Annotated in this window: 18 protein-coding genes; 14 read left to right on the top strand and 4 right to left on the bottom strand. The window is 70.3% G+C overall.

Annotated elements, in window-relative coordinates; genetic code table 11:
• The first annotated feature begins 7 nt into the window (after positions 1–7).
• The 9 genes from ADK54_RS15980 (at position 8) to ADK54_RS15940 (ending at position 7,578) form a co-directional block, all read left to right on the top strand.
• Positions 8–1,345 (top strand): CpaF family protein, encoded by a 1,338-nt coding sequence (locus tag ADK54_RS15980; protein ID WP_053726301.1) that lies wholly within the window; start codon positions 8–10, stop codon positions 1,343–1,345.
• A gap of 32 nt (positions 1,346–1,377) precedes the next feature.
• Positions 1,378–2,313, top strand: coding sequence for a type II secretion system F family protein (locus tag ADK54_RS15975; protein WP_053726300.1), 936 nt, complete (start codon positions 1,378–1,380; stop codon positions 2,311–2,313).
• Positions 2,314–2,352: 39 nt separating this feature from the next.
• Positions 2,353–3,246 carry a DUF5936 domain-containing protein gene (locus ADK54_RS15970; protein ID WP_053726299.1) on the top strand — a complete coding sequence of 298 codons (894 nt, stop codon included), beginning with the start codon at positions 2,353–2,355 and terminating at the stop codon, positions 3,244–3,246.
• A 35-nt stretch (positions 3,247–3,281) separates the two neighbouring features.
• Complete coding sequence (locus ADK54_RS15965) at positions 3,282–4,559, top strand: sensor histidine kinase (protein ID WP_053726298.1); 1,278 nt, start codon at positions 3,282–3,284, stop codon at positions 4,557–4,559.
• Between the two features lie 11 nt (positions 4,560–4,570).
• Positions 4,571–5,332, top strand: coding sequence for a response regulator transcription factor (locus ADK54_RS15960; protein ID WP_053726297.1), 762 nt, complete (start codon positions 4,571–4,573; stop codon positions 5,330–5,332).
• 71 nt (positions 5,333–5,403) lie between these two features.
• Positions 5,404–5,712, top strand: coding sequence for a hypothetical protein (locus ADK54_RS44880; protein WP_234392089.1), 309 nt, complete (start codon positions 5,404–5,406; stop codon positions 5,710–5,712).
• Complete coding sequence (locus ADK54_RS44875) at positions 5,709–6,317, top strand: pilus assembly protein TadG-related protein (protein ID WP_324610159.1); 609 nt, start codon at positions 5,709–5,711, stop codon at positions 6,315–6,317. The genes ADK54_RS44880 and ADK54_RS44875 overlap by 4 nt, the downstream gene beginning before the upstream one ends.
• An 81-nt stretch (positions 6,318–6,398) precedes the next feature.
• Entirely contained in the window at positions 6,399–6,950 is a 552-nt protein-coding gene (locus tag ADK54_RS15945) for a hypothetical protein (protein WP_234392088.1), read from the top strand.
• A gap of 7 nt (positions 6,951–6,957) precedes the next feature.
• Positions 6,958–7,578, top strand: a complete 621-nt coding sequence (locus ADK54_RS15940) for an OmpA family protein (RefSeq protein WP_053726293.1) — start codon at positions 6,958–6,960, stop codon at positions 7,576–7,578.
• Between the two features lie 246 nt (positions 7,579–7,824).
• On the opposite strand, the gene ADK54_RS15935 is transcribed toward ADK54_RS15940, so the two are convergent.
• The gene (locus ADK54_RS15935) at positions 7,825–8,016 is read right to left on the bottom strand and encodes a hypothetical protein (protein WP_053726292.1); all 192 of its coding nucleotides are present in this window, start codon (positions 8,014–8,016) and stop codon (positions 7,825–7,827) included.
• A gap of 9 nt (positions 8,017–8,025) precedes the next feature.
• Positions 8,026–8,877, bottom strand: coding sequence for a helix-turn-helix domain-containing protein (locus ADK54_RS15930; RefSeq protein WP_053726291.1), 852 nt, complete (start codon positions 8,875–8,877; stop codon positions 8,026–8,028).
• A 306-nt stretch (positions 8,878–9,183) separates the two neighbouring features.
• On the opposite strand from ADK54_RS15930, the gene ADK54_RS15925 reads away from it, so the two are divergent.
• Together ADK54_RS15925 and ADK54_RS15920 are read left to right on the top strand one after the other, a co-directional pair.
• Positions 9,184–9,606, top strand: a complete 423-nt coding sequence (locus tag ADK54_RS15925; protein ID WP_234392086.1) for an ATP-binding protein — start codon at positions 9,184–9,186, stop codon at positions 9,604–9,606.
• A gap of 149 nt (positions 9,607–9,755) precedes the next feature.
• Positions 9,756–10,538, top strand: coding sequence for a hypothetical protein (locus tag ADK54_RS15920; protein ID WP_159047777.1), 783 nt, complete (start codon positions 9,756–9,758; stop codon positions 10,536–10,538).
• Here the strand turns inward: ADK54_RS15920 and ADK54_RS15915 are convergent.
• A complete protein-coding gene (locus ADK54_RS15915) occupies positions 10,528–10,902 on the bottom strand; it encodes a DUF192 domain-containing protein (RefSeq protein ID WP_053726345.1) in 375 nt (124 codons plus the stop codon). The two genes, ADK54_RS15920 and ADK54_RS15915, sit on opposite strands and share 11 nt — an antisense overlap.
• 46 nt (positions 10,903–10,948) lie before the next feature.
• Between ADK54_RS15915 and ADK54_RS15910 the strand changes: the two genes are divergently transcribed.
• Both ADK54_RS15910 and ADK54_RS15905 read left to right on the top strand, forming a co-directional pair.
• Positions 10,949–11,752, top strand: a complete 804-nt coding sequence (locus ADK54_RS15910; RefSeq protein WP_053726288.1) for a class I SAM-dependent methyltransferase — start codon at positions 10,949–10,951, stop codon at positions 11,750–11,752.
• A gap of 11 nt (positions 11,753–11,763) precedes the next feature.
• Complete coding sequence (locus ADK54_RS15905) at positions 11,764–13,311, top strand: DUF2079 domain-containing protein (RefSeq protein ID WP_078966412.1); 1,548 nt, start codon at positions 11,764–11,766, stop codon at positions 13,309–13,311.
• Positions 13,312–13,679: 368 nt separating this feature from the next.
• On the opposite strand, the gene mgrA is transcribed toward ADK54_RS15905, so the two are convergent.
• Entirely contained in the window at positions 13,680–14,717 is a 1,038-nt protein-coding gene (gene mgrA, locus ADK54_RS15900) for an L-glyceraldehyde 3-phosphate reductase (RefSeq protein WP_078966411.1), read from the bottom strand.
• A 136-nt stretch (positions 14,718–14,853) separates the two neighbouring features.
• On the opposite strand from mgrA, the gene ADK54_RS15895 reads away from it, so the two are divergent.
• A complete protein-coding gene (locus tag ADK54_RS15895; RefSeq protein WP_053726342.1) occupies positions 14,854–15,615 on the top strand; it encodes an isoprenyl transferase in 762 nt (253 codons plus the stop codon).
• Positions 15,616–15,754: the final 139 nt, after the last annotated feature.

Genomic DNA, 15,754 nt, shown 5'->3' with positions numbered 1-15,754 from the left:
GACACACATGAGTCTGCGGGCACGCATCGCGGTCCCCGAGGAGACCGGTCCCGGGCGCGAGGACGGCCACCTGGTCGCCTCCTACCGGGCCAAGCTCCTGGAGGAGATCGACCTCGCGGAGATGTCGTCCCTTGCCGCCGCCGAGCGCCGGGCCCGCCTGGAGCGGGTGCTCGGGCACATCATCAGCCGCGAGGGCCCGGTCCTTTCCACGGCCGAGCGGGCCCAGCTGATCCGCCGGGTGGTCGACGAGGCGCTCGGACTCGGCATCCTCGAACCGCTCCTCGAAGACGCCTCCATCACCGAGATCATGGTCAACGGCCCCGACCAGATCTTCGTCGAGCGCGGCGGACGGGTGGAGCAACTCCCGCTCCGGTTCGCCTCGCACGAGCAGCTGATGCAGACGATCGAGCGCATCGTGTCGACGGTCAACCGCCGCGTGGACGAGTCGAACCCGATGGTGGACGCCCGTCTGCCGTCCGGCGAGCGCGTCAACGTGATCATCCCGCCGCTGTCCCTGACCGGCGCGACGCTCACCATCCGCCGCTTCCCGAGGTCGTTCACGCTCCAGGAGATGATCACCTTCGGCTCGCTCGACGAGCACATGCTGCTGCTGCTCGCCGGGCTCGTACAGGCCCGCTTCAACGTCATCGTGTCGGGCGCCACCGGCACCGGCAAGACCACCCTCCTCAACGCCCTGTCCGGTCTGATCCCGCCGCACGAGCGCATCATCACCATCGAGGACTCCGCCGAGCTCCAGCTCCAGCAGGCCCATGTCATCCGCCTGGAGTCGCGGCCCCCGAACGTCGAGGGCAAGGGCCACGTCTCCATCCGCGACCTCGTACGCAACTCGCTGCGCATGCGGCCCGATCGGATCGTCGTCGGTGAGGTGCGCGGCGGCGAATCGCTCGACATGCTCCAGGCGATGTCCACCGGTCACGACGGCTCGCTCGCCACCGTCCACGCCAACAGCGCAGAGGACGCCCTGATGCGGCTCCAGACGCTGGCCTCGATGTCGGAGGTGGAGGTCCCGTTCGAGGCCCTGCACGACCAGATCAACTCGGCCGTCGACGTCATCGTCCAGCTCACCCGGCACGCCGACGGCGCCCGCAAGATCACCGAGATCGCCATCCTCGAATCCCACGGTCGTGACCCGTACCGCATCACCACCGTCTGCCGCTTCGACGCCCAGCCCATGGCCGCCGACGGCCGCATCCACGGCCGCTTCCAGTACTTCCCGCTGCCCCGCCGCGTCGCCGACCGCCTCTACCTCGCCAACCAGCCCGTCCCGCAGGCGTACGGGGTCGCATCGAGCGCCGAACAGCTCGCCGTCCGCCACGCCAACTGAGTCCGCCACGCCAACTGACTGGGAACGCGCAGATGAACCTCTCCTTCCTCACGCTCGGCGTCACTCTGCTCGCCGGGGTGCTCGCGGTCCTGGGGCTGCGCTCCTACGGGGCGGGCCGCGCCCAGCGCGAAGCCCTCATCGACCGGCTCACCAACCCGGGCGCCCAGCACCCGACCGGCCGGAACCGCCCGTTCCAGGGCGTGGACCGCAGACTGCGCGGTACGAAACTGGGCCGCCGCATCGAGCTGAAGCTGGCCGCCACCGGCCTCGACCTGACCCCCGGCGAGTTCTTCGTGTACATGCTGGCCGGGGTCGCCGCCCTGTGGCTGATCGCGGCATCGGTTCTCGCCGCGTTCTTCGGTCCGCTGGCCGGGCTCGCCGGCCTGTGGAGCGCCAACTCGTTCCTCAACTGGCAGCGCCAGAAACGCATCGAGCGCTTCATCAACCAACTACCCGAACTGTCCCGCATCCTCGCCAACGCCACCCAGGCCGGCCTCGCGCTGCGAACCGCCATCGCCATGGCGGCCGAGGAGATGGAGGCCCCGGCGGGCGAGGAACTGGGCCGGGTCACCGACCGGCTCGCCATGGGCGAGTCCCTCGACGACGCACTCGGCGAACTGGCCGACCGGCTTCCCTCCCGCGAACTGGTCGTCCTGGTAACGACGTTGGTGCTGGCCAACCGCGCGGGCGGCACGGTCGTCAGCTCGCTGCGCAACCTCACCACCACCCTGGAGGAGCGCAAGGAGACCCGCCGCGAGGTGCGCACCACGCTGGCCCAGGTGACAGTCACCGCGTACGCCGTGCCCGGCTTCGGGATCGCCGCGCTGCTCATGCTGAACGCGGTGATGCCGGGCGCGCTGGACCGCATGACGGGCGCCCTGCTCGGCCAGGCGGCGGTGCTGATCTCGATCGCCCTGTACGCCCTCGGATTCTTCGTGGTCCGCCGCCTGTCCCGCATCGACGTATGAGCCCAGGTAGCCGGGTGGAGAGAGGGGAGTGAGCGAGAAATGGGACTGCTCTTCGCGGCCCTGATGGGCCTGAGTGTGTACGGGGTGTTCCTCGGCATCCGCATGTACCGGGCCGAGGTGAAGCTCCCGAGCGACCTCTCCGTGGCCCTGGAGGTCGGCGCGACGCGCACCACCGCCGTCGGCTCGGCCGTCGACCGCCTCGGCATGCGGTGGGCGCCGGCCGTGCTGCGGATGATGGGCCCCGAGCGGGTTGGCAGGAAGCGCCGCCAGATCGACCTCGCGGGCAACCCGGGCGGCCTCACCGTCGACCGGTACGCGGCCCGGCGCGCGGTGTACGGGATGCTCGGCACGGCGGCAGCGCTGATCATGCTGCTCGAAGGGCACTGGATCATCGCCCTGGTGATGGTGGCCTTCGCCCTGTTCTGGGTCGAGGTCGGCATCTGGTCGGCGGTCCGGGTCCGCCGCGACCACATCGAACGCACCCTGCCCGACTTCCTGGACGTGCTCGCGGTCGTGGTCAGCGCGGGGCTCGGCTTCCGCCAGGCCCTCGACCGGGTCGCCGACAAGTACGAGGGCCCTTGGGCCGACGAACTGCGCATCACCCTGCGCCAGATGGACATGGGCGTCAGCCGCCGCCAGGCCTTCGAGGAACTGCGCAAGCGCAACGACTCCGAGCAGGTCGCGATGTTCGTGACCGCGCTCCAGCAGGGCGAGGAGCTGGGCGCGCCGATCGTCGACACCCTGATAGCGATCGCCGCCGACATGCGGCGCACGGACGCGCAGAACGCCCGCCGCAAGGCGGCCCGAGCGGTCCCCAAGGCCACCTTCGCGGTGACGACGTTCCTGCTGCCGGGCACGCTGATCCTGCTCAGCGTCGGCTTCGTGTACGGAGCGAATCTGGACTTCGGTGGCTTCCTGGGAGGCCCGAAGTGACCCTCCAACTAGCGGCAGGAATAAGGGTGTTGAGGATGCCGACCCGCCGCAAGGCAGTCGAATCGGTCCCTCCTCCCACCCTCACCCTCCAGATCAACGCACTCCAGGCGATGTGCCGCCAGGTGTTCGGCTTCCGCCTGGCGATGATCGCGATAGGCGCCCCGTTCGCCCTCGCGGGCGCGGCCAAGGGAGCCCCGGGCCTCCTGGTGGGCGCGGCGGTACTGGGCACCTTCATGGGCTCGTACGTCCTGTTCCGCGACTGGGAACGCTTCGGCCCGCTGCTCCTGCGCCATCCCTGGCTGCTCGCGGTGGACGCGGTGTTCGGCGCGCTGCTTCTGATCACGGCGACCCCGGAATCCCCCCTCGGCTACGTCACGATCTGCACCCCGCTGCTCGCCGGCCTGGTGTACGGCTGGCGGGGCGCGGGCGTCTTCGCGGGCCTCCAGGTGACGATCCTGACGGTGGTGTACGCGACGGGCCCCCGGCACCAGTTGGCGGATGCGTCGGCCTTGCTCCTGCCCGGGTTCTGCGTGATAGCGGGGGCGGTGGGAGTGACGATCCGCAACCTCCTGTTCCGCTTCGGCGCGGCGAGCCAGGCGCTGACGGAGACCCGGGCCCGCCTCGCCGTGCACGACGCGGTGGAGGAGGAGCGGGCGCGGTTGGCCCGCGACATGCACGACTCGGTGGCGAAGACCCTGCACGGCCTGGCCCTGGCGGCCGACGGCCTGGCGGCGTCGGCGGACCGCGTGGACCCCCTGACGGTCCGCGACCAGGCCGAACTGGTCGCCCGCGCCGCGCGCAGGGCGGCAGCGGAATCCCGCGAGCTCCTCGCGGACCTGAGGCGGACGCCGGGGGAAGTGGACGTACTGAACGAACTGTCTTTGGCGGTACGGGATTTCACTCGGCGGACGGAGTCGGGGGCGGGGGCGGGGTGGCGGGTGCTTGGTGACGGTCCGGGGCCGACGGTCCCGGCGGCGGTGGCCCGTCAACTGGTCACGATCGCGAGCGAGGCGATGGACAACGCACACCGGCATGCCGGCCCGGCCCGCATCGACGTGGAGGCGGGCGTCGAGGGTGCGATGTTCCGCCTCAGCATCCACGACAACGGCCGGGGCCTGCCCCCCGGCACCACCCTCGACGACCTCAAACGCACGGGCCACTTCGGCCTGGTGGGCATGGTGGAGCGGGCGGCGGCGATCGGGGCGCGGATCAGAGTGGGCCGGGGGACGGCACCGACGGGAACGGAGGTGCGCGTTGAACTCCCCCTGAACGGCCGCCAGTTAATCGTGAATTCAACCTCGGGAACTCCGTGAGAGGGGGTGTCATGCCGGACGGAATCTCCTACAAGGCCGGGGAGAGTGCCCCGCTGGGGCCACTGCGGGTAGTCGTCGCGGACGACAACCCGGTGGTACGTGCGGGCCTTGCCGCGTTGCTGCACGGCCGCCACGACATCGAGGTGGCGGCGGAAGCGGCGGACGGCCGCGAGGCGTACGAGGCGGCGGTGCGCCACCGCCCGGACGTGATCTTGCTGGACGTCCGCATGCCGGGCGTGGACGGCATGGCGGTGCTGCCGTACCTGGTCGGCCTGGCCCCCGTGATGATGCTGACGTACAGCAGGGAGAGCGAGATCGTGCGGGAGGCGCTGCGGCTCGGAGCCGGGGGCTACCTGGTCCACGGGGAGTTCACGGCGGACGAACTGACGTCGGCGGTACGGGGGATGGGGCAGGGCCGGGCCGCCTTCACGGCCACGGCGGCGAACGCCCTCCTGGCCCACGTACGCGAGCAACCGGACCCGCCAGCTGCCATTTCCGCGCAATCCCTTTCGCAACTGCAACCGGTTGTGGCACAGTCTTCAACTGCACAGCGGGCGGTGTCGATGCGCAACAGGGAAGACTTCAGGCTGAGTTCGCGGGAGGCCGAGGTGATGGAGTTGATCGCGGCGGGCATGAGCAATCAGCAAATCGCGGCCACGTGCTTCATCAGCGAGAAGACGGTCAAGAACCACATCAACCGCATCTTCGCCAAGCTGCACGCCACGACCCGCAGCGCGGCGATCGCCCGCTGGCTGGGGGTGGCCCATGCGTAAGTCCCGCACTTGGGCCCGGATTTGGGCCCCTGGGCCCTCGGTGGCCTCCGCGATCCCGCCTTACGTTCCCGATGACGTACGACGTGATGCCGCAACCGGAGGAGAGCCGCGAAATGCCGCAGGACACGCTGCTGAAGACCGCCGTCGCTGCGCAGGTACGGGTGAGCGGCTGGAGGGACACGGCGATCACCCGGGTCCGGCACCGGTACGCGTCGGCGAGCGCCGGCCGGGGCCGGGACCGGGGGCAGACTTCTTTCGAGTATCTGGGGATCATTTTGGTGGTGGTGGCGATCATCGGCGGGATCATGGCGACCGGGATCGGCACGTCCATCACCAACAAGATCAAAGAGCAGATCGACAAGATCAAGGCAGGCGGCTGATCCCAAACCTGCGCCAGGACCGAGGGCAGGCCTTCCCCATCTACGTTGTGATGGTGGCGGGCCTGCTCTTTCTTGCGTTCGCTTTCTTTGCGGTCGGCCAGGCATCGGCTACGCGTAACGGGGCTCAGGGGGCGGCGGATTCAGCCGCTCTTGCCGCAGCGCAGCGCGCTCGTGAGGAACTGGGCCCCAAGTTTTTGGCTGGGCTCACGACGCCCGGCGGTCTCGACGACATCTTCAAGGACGCCACCTTCATCGCCCCTGCGCGCGACGAGGCCGCGAGTTTCGCCGCGAAGAACCACGCCGACCTCGACCCGCAGAAGTGGAATCCTCACCCCGGTGACGTCGGACAGTTCAAGTTCACTGTAGGCGTCCGGACTCAGTACACCGTCGGCAAGTCCGTGATCCCGGGCACCGAGAACGAGAAGGCAACCGCCAGCGCCACGGCGGTGGTCGAGCTTAGATGCGGCCTGCCGCCCGCCAGCGGCGGTGGCAATGATCCGAAGCCGCCGCCTCCTCCCGTCACGATCACGTGCGACGGCAAGGACCTGCCCGTGGATCCCATGCCCGCCCTGGACAAGATCTTCACCGTGAAACTGGTCGACTGACAGCAAGCGACGAGCAGAGGAATGGCACCGATGAGCGTTCGGCATACGTTGAGGGCCCGTAGGGGGGCGGTGGCGGCAGCGATGGCAGTCACCCTGGCGTTGGCTGTCGGCGGATGCGGCGGCGACAGCAAGGACGGCAAGTCGAACGCGGCCAGCAGCGGTTCGCAGTCGAAGGCAGCATCCTCGGGGGGCGGCCAGCAGCCGGGTTCCTCGACGCCTAAGTCCGACCCCACGGTCAAGCTCGCGGAGTCCACCGGTCAGGGCGGGATCGTCCTCACCATCAACAGCGTGGCGCGCGACTCGGGCGGATTCGTCACGGTGTCGGGCCAGTTGAAGAACCCCGGCTCGGAGAACTTCGTCGACACGTCCGGCTGGGTCGGCACCGAGAAGGACGTGCTGGCCAGCGGCGACTCGGTGGCCGGGGCGACGCTGGTCGACAAGGTCGGCAAGAAACGCTATTACGTGCTGCGCGACACGGGGGGGAAGTGCCTCTGCACGATGGGCATCGTAGGAGTGAAGGCCGGCCAGACCGTCCCCTTCTTCGCCCAATTCCCCGCCCCACCCAACGGCACCAAGGAAGTCGACTTCCAGCTGCCGACCTTCCCCACCATGACCGTTCCCGTCTCCGGGTGATCACACCATGACCAGAACCCGGCACGCAGCCGTAGCGATCGCCGCCGCGCTAGTCCTGACCGCCGGTGGGACCACCGCGTACGCCGACGAGAGTCCGAGCAGCCCCCCACTGCCCGGCACGGAGGCGACGAGTGACCCGTCCATGAAGGTCGACGGGACCTCGCCGAACCTGAAGCTCCCCGAGGGCGGCACGCTCGCGGCGCCCAAGGTGCTCGACATCAAGTCGATCGTCGAGGACCAGGGCGGCGAGGAGCGGCGTTCGGACACCAACACCAGCGTGACGTTCGCGCTGCAGGCGGAGGTGCTGTTCGCGATGGACAGCGCGGCCCTGTCGCCCGACGCGAACGACCGTATCCAGGGCATCGCCGCCGAGATCAAGAAGCAGAAGGCGACGAACGTCCGGGTCTTCGGCTTCACGGACAACCTCGGCACGCACGAGCACGGCGTGGTCCTGTCGAAGGAGCGCGCGGACGCCGTCCAGAAGGCGCTCTCGCTGTCGCTGGGCTCCGACGTGACGTTCGAGATCCGGGGTTACGCCGAGGACTACCCGATCTCCGACAACTCGACGGAGGACGGCCGCAAGAAGAACCGGCGGGTGGAGGTCAGCTTTACCCGGAGCAGTGGTTAGGACGAGGGGGCTTCCTCCTTCGCCCGGCCTTGTCCGGGGAGGTGGGAAACGCGGCCGTGTCCAGAGCGAAGTCAAAGGGTGCCGGGATGTGCAGCGGACGGCCGAACGGAGCGGTTGTCCGTGAGCGGTATCCGCGGGGTGAGAGGTCCCAGAAGCAGGTGATCTCGTCGGCCTGCGTGTTCAGTTCCTCTGCGGTCCGCAGCAGTTCTCCGAAGGGTGCCTTCTCGCCTGTGGCGCCCCCCTCGCTCACAGCAGGTGGTCCGCCCTGCCCGCCTTGATGTCGCGGATGAGGTTCCGCAGGGCGTCTCGGCTGTCGGTGAGGTAGTGGTCCTCCTGGCCGGCGACCGCGATGTACGCGTTGCCGTCACCGTCGACGCCGAGGCGGAAGCAGTTCGCTCCTTCGCCGCAGTACGGCTCTTCCCAGTCAATCTCGGGCATGTCCTGCTCCTAGAGTCGGCGGGCCAAGTCGTTCATGAAGGTGCGTGAGTCCTCGCGGGACAGGGCGCGGGACTCCAACTCGTCCAGCTGAGCGCGGTACTTGGTGAGCTGGGCCTCGTCATCGTGGAACTCCGCGCCATGCGTGGTGTCCAGCTCGATGGTGTCGAGCTGTGGCACGGCTGCCGCCGCGTAGATGACGGACTGGCCGGAGCCGGGAACGCCTCCGGCCTTGAACGGGATGACCCGTACGGAGAGGTGTGGGCGCTCGGCCAGCTCGACGATGTGACGGAGCTGGGCCCGGGTGGTTCCGGTGCCGCCGAACTCCATGCGCAGGGCGGCCTCATGGATGATCGCCTCGACTTTCGGGGGGTCCGACCTGTCCAGGACCTGCTTGCGGTCCATGCGGTGGGCCAGCCGGGTCTCCAGGTCGGTTCGGGGGAGCGGGGGGACGACCTGGGCGAAGACGGCGCGTGCGTGGGCCTCCGTCTGGAAGAGGCCCGGGAGGTGGATGGTGACCGCGATGCGCAGGCGGGGGGAGCGCCACTCCATCTCGGCGATGTCCAGGGAAGCCGGCGACAGCCGGTCGCGGTAGGCCTCCCACCAACCCTTGTCCCGCTCGCTCGGGATGGCAGCGAGGGCATCGACGTACGCCTCGTCGGTGCAGCCGTAGTTGCTGGCCAGCGCACGCACGCGGGCGGCGCTGATGCCGGACCGGCCGGACTCCATGTTCGGCACGTTGGTGCGCGGTACGCCGAGCAGCTTGGCCGCGACCTCCGTGCCCATGCCCGCAGCTATGCGCATCTTCCGCAATTCCGCACCGAGGCGTCGTTGGCGCTCGGTCGGCGCGCTTCTGGGTGGCATGCATCCTCCACTCGGCCTGCTGGTCCCGCCCAGTCTGCCGCCCGCACTCCAGGTGGTCCATCAATAGCTTTCCGCAGAGAGGTAGTACACGTACTCCTTGATGCTCTACATTGAGTAACGCACCAACTACGCAAGCGAGTTGGAAGCGCATCGCGCGAGCCTGCCCGCGTGCTCCTCCCCTGGGAGGGGTGGGTCCGTGCCAGGGAGACAAGCCACTGCTCGCTGCCCCCCCCCACCAGTACACGGGAGCCAGAGATGCTCACCACCCGCACCATGACTGCATGCCCGGCCGCGCACCCCGCGCCCATGACATTCCCCCCGCCCCCGGAGGGCCTCGCGCTCAGCCTCACCCTTCCCGGCGAGCCGCACTGCGCGGCCATCGCGCGCGGCGCGGTCCGATCGGCTCTGCGCGCTCACGCGCTGGACGCGCCCGACGCGGTGCTCGCCAGCTCCGAACTGGTCGCCGTGGCGGCGTACTTGAACCCTTCCCAGGATCTTTACCTCTCCCTCCGGCATCGGGACGCCGCCCTTCGCCTGATCGTCTACGACGCTCACGCCCGGCACGCTCATCCCCGCCTCGCGGAAGCCTGTGACGCCCGGCGGCGGGGTGGGCTGCGGCTGCTCGCCGCCGTCGTGCGGGACTGTGGGGGTGAATGGGGGTTCGGCGAATCCCGCGAGCCGGGTGGCGGCACCCGCACCTGGGCCGTGCTGCCATACGCCACCAACTAGCCCACCAGCAGGGCGAGTTGGGGCATGTTCGCACTCGGGTAGCCGAGAGGCGTCGGCGGGATGGCGCCCCGGCGCCTGCCGGGCGACCGGGGGAATCCCGGCGTCCGGGACCCAGGCAATCCACAGGAGTCGTTGTTACCGTGCTGGGTATGAAGCCAAGGCTGGTACGGAGCCGTGCGGCGACGGCTGGGGTGTGTCTCATCGCCCTCGCGGGCGCGGCTGCGTGCGGGCCCACCAGTGCGGGCCAGGGGGCGGAAGGTTCCGTCCGGGACACCGCGGCCGCTCCCGGCGCGAGCGGGGCGAACCCGCCCGCACCCCGCGTGAGCGGGCCCACCCCGCAGGTCAAGGCCGACGGCGCGCTCACCAGTGACCAGCTCAACGCGGCCGCGCTCGCCACCGGCGACGTCAAGGACTTCGCGGCCGAGCCCCTGGAGGGCGGCACCCCGACCGGCAGCTCCCGTACGGCCAAGGCCGAGTGCATGCCCTTCGTGTCCGTCATCAACGGCACCCCCGAGCCCGTCCCCTCCGCGACGGTCTACCGGCGCCTCGTCGACACGACCGAGGACGGGCAGGCCGACCAGACCGTTGTCACTGAAGTGCTGGGCGCTCATCCGGCCGGGGCCTCCGACGTGCTCGCCCGGCTCCGTACCGCCATCGACGCCTGCTCCGACGGCTTCCAGACCAAGGGCGGCGACCTGGAGCCCTCCGTCTTCACCGAGGTCAAGGAGCTGCCCGCGCCCAAGGTGGGGGACGAGGCCGTCGCGTACGAGCTGATGGGGGTCGCCCAGGGCGACCCCGTGCCCATGGTTTTTCAGGTGGTGCGGAGTGGGACCACTGTTGTCACGTACTACGCCGTCGATGTCACCGGCGGCGACACGCCACAGATCCCCGCCCAGCTCGCCGTTGCGCAGGCGGCCAAGCTCAAGTCCTGAGATCCTGCCCGGTCGCGATGACCAGCCGGCAGCCCGGCCGCAGGCCCCACTCCGCCATCGCGCCCGCCGCCGCCTCAAGGACGTGCCGCGCGCGCGGCCGGATCGCGCCGAGGCGGCCCGGCTCCATCGTGCGCACCGCGATCACGCGCAGATGGTGGTCCAGATGGGCCACGTCGATCGCGAAGCGCATCCGGAAGGTGTGCACGCTGCTCGCCGGGGTCAGCAGGAGCGCCCCCTCGATGCCGTCCCGGCCGAGCAGGCCCCGCGTCCGGGCCCGGTAGGACGCCGCGATCTCCAGCGGAACCGCCGTCCCGGCGCCGTCGAGCACCCTCAACTCGCCCGTTCCGTCCCTCCATCGGCCCATGGATAAACGGTAGTGGCTCACGGGGCCGCCGCGTAGGGTCCGCAACATGGGCCGAAACATCAGGAACCACAACAACCGCCCCTTCGAGGAACTGATCGACGAGGCCGCGTCCGTCTCCGTCGACGGCTGGGACTTCTCCTGGCTGGACGGCCGCGCCACCGAGGAGCGGCCGTCGTGGGGGTATGCCCGCGCGATGGCCGGGCGGATGGCCAAGGCGACTGCCGCCCTCGACATCCAGACCGGCGGCGGTGAGGTCCTCGCCGCCGTGCCGCAGCTGCCGCCGCTCGCCGTCGCCACCGAGGGCTGGCCCCCGAACGTCGCCCGCGCCACCGGACTGCTCCACCCGCGCGGAGTGGCGGTCGTCGCCGACGAGGACAAGCCCCCGCTGCCGTTCGCCGACGGCGCCTTCGACCTGGTGGTCAGCCGGCACCCCGTCACCACCTGGTGGTCCGAGATCTCCCGCGTCCTGTCGCCCGGCGGCACGTACTTCTCCCAACAGGTGGGCCCGGCCAGCGTGTTCGAGCTCGTCGAGTACTTCCTGGGACCGCAGCCGCCGGAGGTGCGCGGTGGCCGCGATCCCGGCAAGGCGCGCAAGGAGGCGGAGAGCGCGGGCCTTGAGGTCGTCGATCTGCGCCTGGAGAAGCTGCGTACCGAGTTCAACGACATCGGCGCCGTCGTCTACTTCCTGCGCAAGGTGATCTGGATGGTGCCCGGCTTCACCGTCGAGGAGTACCGCGACCAGCTGAGGGCGCTCCACGAGCAGATCCGCGCCGAGGGCCCCTTCGTCGCGCACACGACACGCTTCCTGATCGAGGCGCGGAAGCCGCTGAGGCCCGGCCGGGCTGCTTAGCATCTGGGCGTATGGGGACAATTGCTGACCAAAGGGTCGGGCGGCGCGCGCAGCCTCCGATCACACCCGAACCCGCCCTCTCCCGCATCCCTCGCGTACGCATCGGCCGGCCCGCCCTCCTGTGGTGGGGGTGGGCCGCCGCGCTCTTCCTCCTGTACGCGACCGTCTCGGGCCGCCGCCAGGCGCTGGTCCGCACCACCGGCTACGACCTCGGCATCTTCGAGCAGGCCGTCCGCGCGTACGCCCACCTCCACGCGCCCGTCTCCGCCCTGCGCGGCGACGGCTTCAACCTCCTCGGCGACCACTTCCACCCCGTGCTCGCCGCCCTCGCTCCCCTCTACCGCCTCTTCCCCTCCCCGTACACGCTGCTCGTCGCGCAGGCCGCGCTGCTCGCGCTCGCCGTGGTGCCGCTCGCCCGGCAGGCCGCGCGGGTGCTCGGCCGCCGGGCCGCCCACGTCGTCGCCTTCGCGTACGGGCTGAGCTGGGGCATCGCATCGGCGGTCGGCTTCGACTTCCACGAGGTGTGCTTCGCGGTCCCGCTCGTCTCCTGCGCCCTCGAAGCGCTGGCCCGCAGGCGGTGGCGGCGCGCGATCGCCTGGGCCGTGCCGCTGCTCCTGGTCAAGGAGGACCTCGGTCTCACGCTGGCCGCGATCGGGGCGTACGTCGCCTGGCGGGGCCCGCGCCGGCTCGGCGTCGCGGTCGCCGCGACCGGCCTGGTGGGCAGCGCGCTCGAATTCAAGGTGCTGATGCCGTTCTTCAGCCCGTCGGGCACCTACGCGCACGCCGCGAACCTCGCGCCCGCCCACCATTCGCTGCTGACCACGCTCGCCCTCGCGCCGCTCGACGCGGTGCGCCCCGAGGTGAAGGCGACCACCCTCGTCCTCGTCTTCGCGCCGGCCGCACTCATCGCCCTGCGCTCGCCGCTCGCCCTGATCGCGGTGCCCACGCTGGGCTGGCGGATGCTGTCCACCAACGTCTTCCACTGGGGGACGGCCTTCCACTACACGGCCGTCCTGATGCCCGTCGTGTTCGCGGCCCTGACCGACGCCCTGCGCCCGTACGCCGCCGACGGCGCCCCGCTGACCCGGCGCCACGTACGGGCCTCGCTCGTGACGGCGGCGGCGGTGACGCTCGTCCTGATCCCCTCCTTCCCCCTCGCCCAGATCGCCCACCGCTCCACGTGGCGCACCACCGCACACGTCACAGCGGTACGCGACCTGCTGCGCCGCATCCCCGACGGCGCGACCGTCGCGGCCTCCAACCGCCTTGCCCCACAACTGACTTCACGCACCACGGTCGTCCTCTTCCCGACCTTCCCGGTGCACTGGAAGCTGTACGAGACGGACGGCCCCGTCCCGCGCCCGACGGCCCAGTGGATCGCCTACGACCGCGTCCCGCCGGAGTCCTGGCCCTACCCGCCCGGCACCTGGCCCTACCCGGCGCCCCGCCAGGAGCAGGAGTACGCCCTCGCGCTCGCGAAGTACGGATATGTACGGGTGGCCGAGGCGGACGGCGTCTCGCTGCTGCGCCGCGCCGAGAGGCCTTCGCATACGCACTGACACCGGACGGTCACCCGGCGCGGCCTGCCTTGACCCAGTGGGGTGAAGCACACGGGGAGCGAATTCCGGGCCGCGAAATCCGTCGGCGAGCGGTGCCGCGAGTCGGCCGCGACCCATCTGACCTGCACGGTCAAGGCTGGGTGCGAGGTGGTGGTCACCCCTGCGGGGGACCACGGTTCCGTACTGGGCCGGTTTCGGAGCGTAGTTCTGGAGCGCCGTGGCGCCCAGCATCACTTACGAAGGGTTATGGTGGAAACCCCCCCTCGGGCCGGTCCGTATCCCCCCCACGGACCGGCCCGTTTTTTCTTCGCCGGGGCCCGGTCAGGTCCGCACCACGCGGAACCGACCGCCCCCCGTCCCCAGCCGCCTCAGCCGCGGCGGGCCCAGATGTTGGTGCCCTCGGTGTCCACGGCGAAGGCGTCGATCTCCTTCAACTCCGCGTCCGTGAGCGCCGGTCCGGCCAGCGCCGCCACGTTCTCCTCAAGCTGCCGCACGCTGGACGCGCCGATCAGCGCCGACGTCATCCGCGGGTCACGCAGCACCCAGGTCAGCGCCAGCTGCGCCAGCGACTGGCCGCGCCGGGAGGCGATGTCGTTCAGCCCATTGAGACGGCGTACGACGTCGTCGCTCAGCAGGTTCGGGTCAAGGGACTTGCCCTGGGTGGCGCGGGAGCCCTCCGGGATGCCCTTCAGGTACTTGTTCGTGAGCAGGCCCTGGGCGAGCGGCACGAAGGAGATGCAGCCCATGCCGGCCGCCTCCAGGGTGTCGAGCAGCCCGTCGTCCTCCGTCCAGCGGTTGATCATCGAGTACGACGGCTGGTGGATCAGGGCCGGGACGCCCATCTCCTTCAGGAGGCGGGCGGCCTCGGCGGTCTGCTCGCTGTTGTAGGAGGAGACGCCCACGTACAGCGCCTTGCCCTGCTGGACGGCGGACGCCAGCGCGCCCATCGTCTCCTCAAGCGGGGTCTCCGGATCGAAGCGGTGCGAGTAGAAGATGTCGACGTAGTCCAGGCACATGCGGCCGAGCGAGGCATCGAGCGAGGACAGCAGGTACTTGCGCGAGCCCCACTCGCCGTACGGCCCGGGGCGCATCAGATAGCCGGCCTTGGTCGAGATGACGAGCTCGTCCCGGTACGGGGCGAAGTCCTGGCCGAAAATCTTGCCGAAGTTCAGCTCGGCCGAGCCGGCCGGCGGGCCGTAGTTGTTGGCCAGGTCGAAGTGGGTGACACCCAGGTCGAAGGCGCGGCGCAGGATCGCGCGCTGGGAATCCAGCGCGCGGTCGTCGCCGAAGTTGTGCCACAGGCCGAGCGAGACGGCGGGGAGCTTGAGGCCGCTGCGGCCGGTCCGGCGGTACTCCATGGAGTCGTAGCGGTCCGGGGCTGCGAGGAAGGGGAGCGATTCAGTCACGTTTCCCTGCTTATCACGGACTTGTGACAGACCGAGTTGGGCCGCCGTCGCCCGTCCGCAGTACTGTGCTTTCCCTGGGGCGGCCGGTGTGCGGGGCGGCGGCGGGCCCCCGGAAGGCAACGAGAGGGTGGAATCGGTGAGTTTGCGCGACCTGGTGTACAGGCTCTATGCGCGCCGGGTGGAAGGCCGCCTCGACCACGACCAGGTGCCCAAGCACATCGGCGTCATCCTGGACGGCAACCGGCGCTGGGCCAAGGCCTCGGCCCGCAGCCCCGAGCAGGGCCACCAGGCCGGTGCCAGCAAGATTCAGGAACTGCTCGGCTGGTGTGCCGAGACGGACGTCGAGGTCGTCACCCTCTGGCTGCTCTCCACCGACAACCTGGACCGCCCCGAGGACCAGTTGATCCCGCTGCTCGGCATCATCGAGGACGCGGTACGGGACTTGGCGGCGGACGGGCGCTGGCGCGTGCACCACGTGGGCAACGCGGACCTGCTGCCCGGGCACACGCAGTCCGTGCTCAAGGAGGCCGAGCAGGCCACGCACGACATCGACGGGATACTCGTCAACGTCGCCGTGGGCTACGGCGGACGCCAGGAGATCGCGGACGCGGTGCGGTCGCTCCTCCTGGAGCACGCGGCGAAGGGCACGTCCTTCGAGGAGCTCGCCGAGATCGTCGACGTCGAGCACATCTCGGAGCACCTGTACACGCGGGGGCAGCCCGACCCCGACCTCGTCATCCGCACCAGCGGCGAGCAGCGCCTGTCCGGCTTCATGCTCTGGCAGTCCGCGCACTCCGAGTACTACTTCTGCGAAGTGTTCTGGCCGGCCTTCCGCAAGGTCGACTTCCTCCGAGCCCTGCGCGACTACGCTGCGCGGCACCGGAGGTACGGCACCTGAGGGCGGGGCCCCGCTTTTACCCCCCCTCTTTTTGTCCTCAATCGCCGGACGGGCTCGGCTCTGCTCCCGTCCGGCTTTTTGCTGCCCGTCTCCTACGCCTGCGGCGAGCGTCCTCAATCTCCCCCAAGGCCTTAAGGGC

The sequence above is a fragment of the Streptomyces sp. WM6378 genome, assembly GCF_001279695.1.
Taxonomy (GTDB): Bacteria; Actinomycetota; Actinomycetes; order Streptomycetales; family Streptomycetaceae; genus Streptomyces.
The sequence above is the reverse complement of the archived record's forward strand: the minus strand, read 5'-3'. Positions and strand labels throughout refer to the sequence as shown.

Bases quoted from the DNA above. Each gene is read 5' to 3' on its own strand.
- ADK54_RS15960 (WP_053726297.1), top strand. From the start codon at position 4,571: ATGCCGGACGGAATCTCCTACAAGGCCGGGGAGAGTGCCCCGCTGGGG.
- ADK54_RS15920 (WP_159047777.1), top strand. From the start codon at position 9,756: ATGAAGCCAAGGCTGGTACGGAGCCGTGCGGCGACGGCTGGGGTGTGT.
- ADK54_RS15975 (WP_053726300.1), top strand. From the start codon at position 1,378: ATGAACCTCTCCTTCCTCACGCTCGGCGTCACTCTGCTCGCCGGGGTG.
- ADK54_RS15970 (WP_053726299.1), top strand. From the start codon at position 2,353: ATGGGACTGCTCTTCGCGGCCCTGATGGGCCTGAGTGTGTACGGGGTG.
- ADK54_RS15940 (WP_053726293.1), top strand. From the start codon at position 6,958: ATGACCAGAACCCGGCACGCAGCCGTAGCGATCGCCGCCGCGCTAGTC.
- ADK54_RS15935 (WP_053726292.1), bottom strand. From the start codon at position 8,016: ATGCCCGAGATTGACTGGGAAGAGCCGTACTGCGGCGAAGGAGCGAAC.
- ADK54_RS15965 (WP_053726298.1), top strand. From the start codon at position 3,282: ATGCCGACCCGCCGCAAGGCAGTCGAATCGGTCCCTCCTCCCACCCTC.
- ADK54_RS15905 (WP_078966412.1), top strand. From the start codon at position 11,764: ATGGGGACAATTGCTGACCAAAGGGTCGGGCGGCGCGCGCAGCCTCCG.
- ADK54_RS44880 (WP_234392089.1), top strand. From the start codon at position 5,404: ATGACGTACGACGTGATGCCGCAACCGGAGGAGAGCCGCGAAATGCCG.
- ADK54_RS15915 (WP_053726345.1), bottom strand. From the start codon at position 10,902: ATGGGCCGATGGAGGGACGGAACGGGCGAGTTGAGGGTGCTCGACGGC.
- ADK54_RS15945 (WP_234392088.1), top strand. From the start codon at position 6,399: ATGGCAGTCACCCTGGCGTTGGCTGTCGGCGGATGCGGCGGCGACAGC.
- ADK54_RS15980 (WP_053726301.1), top strand. From the start codon at position 8: ATGAGTCTGCGGGCACGCATCGCGGTCCCCGAGGAGACCGGTCCCGGG.
- ADK54_RS15910 (WP_053726288.1), top strand. From the start codon at position 10,949: ATGGGCCGAAACATCAGGAACCACAACAACCGCCCCTTCGAGGAACTG.
- ADK54_RS15925 (WP_234392086.1), top strand. From the start codon at position 9,184: ATGACATTCCCCCCGCCCCCGGAGGGCCTCGCGCTCAGCCTCACCCTT.
- ADK54_RS15930 (WP_053726291.1), bottom strand. From the start codon at position 8,877: ATGCCACCCAGAAGCGCGCCGACCGAGCGCCAACGACGCCTCGGTGCG.